Below are 2,401 nucleotides of genomic sequence, written 5' to 3'. Positions count from 1 at the left end.
GTTCACCAGGATGGTGTGGCTGCCGATCACCGAATCGTGACCGATGTGCACATAGGCCATGATCAGGTTGTTGTTGCCGATGGTAGTCTCTGCCCGATCCTGCACCGTGCCGCGATGGATGGTCACGTTCTCGCGAATGATATTGTTGTCACCAATCACCAGGTAGGTTGGCTCGTCCCGGTACTTGAGATCCGGCGTGGCCTCGCCAATGGTGGAAAACTGGTAGATGTGGTTGCCTGCCCCTATTCTGGTCGGGCCCTTGATCACGACATGGGATTCGATCTTGCAGCCAGGGCCGATTTCCACATCCGGGCCGATCAGGGTCCACGGCCCCACCTCAACATCGTCGGCAACGCGTGCAGAGGGATCAACGATGGCGTGGCTGTGGATCATGGCTCAGCGGTCGGCGCAGAGAATGGTGGCGGAGGCACAGAGTGCGCCATCGACATCCGAGCTGACGGCGAATTTCCAGATTCCGCGGCGGTCCGACAGTATTTTCGCCCGCAGCATGACCTGGTCCCCGGGTACGCAGGGACGCTTGAAGCGCAGGTCATCGGCGCCCACGAAGTAGTACATGGAGCCGTCTGCAGGGGTCTTGTTCATGGACCGGAAACCCAGAATACCCGCGGCCTGGGCCATGGCCTCCAGCAGCAATACACCCGGGAACACCGGCTGTTCAGGGAAATGCCCGTTAAAAAACGGCTCGTTGATGGTGAGATTCTTGCACGCGACGATAGACTCGCCCAGATTGAGCTCCAGCACCCTGTCCACCAGCAGGAACGGATAGCGGTGCGGCAGGTGCTTGCGTATTTCCGAGATATCCATGATCAAACTTCAGGTCCCCCATCATTTCGGTTGTCGTTTTTCCAGTTCGGCGAGGCGCTTCTGGATGCTGTCCAGCTGGGCAAAGCGGACTGCACTGCGCTTCCAGTCCCGGGTGGAGGACATGGGCGTACCGGAAGAGTAGGAACCCGGTTCAGTGATGGACTTGGTCACCATGGTCATGCCGGTGATGTGTACGTTGTCGCAAATCTCCACGTGGCCGACCACACCAACACCGCCCGCCAGCGTGCAATTGGCGCCTATGATCGTGCTTCCCGCCAATCCCGTGCAACCCGCTATCGCGGTATTTTTTCCGATGTGGCAGTTGTGGGCGATCTGCACCAGATTGTCGATGATAGCGCCGTCCTCCACCACGGTATCCTCGAGCGCACCGCGATCGATGGTGGTGCAGGCCCCCACTTCCACCCGGTCACCGATGCGGACACCGCCGAGCTGGTGGATTTTTTGCCAGCCCGAAGCCGAGGGCGCGAAGCCAAAACCATCGGCGCCAAGCACCGCGTTGCTGTGGATCGTGCAGTGCTCACCGAGCCGTACGCCTCGGCCCAGCACCACGCCGGGATGGAGCCGGGTACCGGCGCCAACGTGGCAGTCGGCTCCAATAGTGACGTTGGCGCCGACAATGACGCCCGCGCCCAGTGTTGCCCCCGACTCGATGACCGCGTTGGGACCCACCGCCGCCTCGCCGTGGATGCTGGCGTCAAAAGCCACCACGGCGCTGGGATGCACTCCCGCTGGCGGGCGTGCCTCTCCGGCAAACAGCGCAGTGGCCCGGGCGAAGGTCAGGTAGGGATTGTCCGACAGCAGGCAGGCCACGGGGCACTGCCCGGCCTGCTCCGGACGCAGAATCACCGCTGCGGCATGGGTCCGTTCCAGCTGGGCCAGATACTTGCTGTTGGACAGGAAGGACAGCTGTTGCGGGCCGGCCAGGGCGAGGGTTGACAGGCCGGTGACCCGTACCTCCGGGTCACCGTCCAGGTGCACCCCCAGAGTCTCGGCCAGCTCTCCCAGGGAGTACACGCCAGTGATTACTCGGTGAACGCCTGGTTAAGCTTGTCGGTAACCTTGGCGGTAATACTGTAGCCCGCATCGGCGTGTATCACGGAGCCGCGCTGCAGCAACAGACCGATACCTTCCGTGGTGATCAGCTCCTGCAGGACCTCCTGTACCTTGGCCGACATTTCCTGCAGCAGCAGCTGACCCACTTCCTGCTCTGCCTGCTGCAGCTTGCCCGCCACGTGCTCAAGATCGGCCTGCTTGCTGGAGAGACGGCGACGGGCGGCGAGCTGCTGGTCCTGGCTCATCACGGCGGCGTCTTTCTGGAACTCCTGGACCATCTTGTCCAGTTCATCCTTAAGGCGATCAAACTCGGCCTTGTCGGACTTGTAGGCGTCGCTGCTGCGCTCCGCAGTAAGACGCTTCTGCGCATGGTCGGTCTGCAGAATGGCCTGTTCCAGGTTGACCACGGCAATCTTGCCCTGGGCCCAGCCGATAGCGGGCAGCAACAGGGCGGCACTCATCAGGACTGCTTTAAACACGTTAGACACAAGTATTCTCCAAT

At 61.6% G+C, this 2,401-nt stretch carries 3 protein-coding genes and 1 pseudogene; all 4 read right to left on the bottom strand.

The genetic code is table 11. The features are described from left to right. Positions 1 to 393: pseudogene (locus RJQ10_RS14415) on the bottom strand (acyl-ACP--UDP-N-acetylglucosamine O-acyltransferase); the annotation flags it as partial. Positions 394 to 396: 3 nt separating this feature from the next. Beyond that, the gene (gene fabZ, locus RJQ10_RS14410; RefSeq protein ID WP_350147805.1) at positions 397 to 825 is read right to left on the bottom strand and encodes a 3-hydroxyacyl-ACP dehydratase FabZ; all 429 of its coding nucleotides are present in this window, start codon (positions 823 to 825) and stop codon (positions 397 to 399) included. A 21-nt stretch (positions 826 to 846) separates the two neighbouring features. Next, complete coding sequence (lpxD, locus tag RJQ10_RS14405) at positions 847 to 1,860, bottom strand: UDP-3-O-(3-hydroxymyristoyl)glucosamine N-acyltransferase (protein ID WP_350147803.1); 1,014 nt, start codon at positions 1,858 to 1,860, stop codon at positions 847 to 849. Positions 1,861 to 1,868: 8 nt separating this feature from the next. After that, on the bottom strand, positions 1,869 to 2,360 hold the full coding sequence (locus RJQ10_RS14400) for an OmpH/Skp family outer membrane protein (protein ID WP_350147801.1): 492 nt from the start codon (positions 2,358 to 2,360) through the stop codon (positions 1,869 to 1,871). Positions 2,361 to 2,401: the final 41 nt, after the last annotated feature.

Source organism: Haliea sp., from assembly GCF_040222615.1.
GTDB lineage: Bacteria > Pseudomonadota > Gammaproteobacteria > Pseudomonadales > Halieaceae > Haliea.
This window is presented reverse-complemented; position numbering and strand designations above follow the sequence as displayed.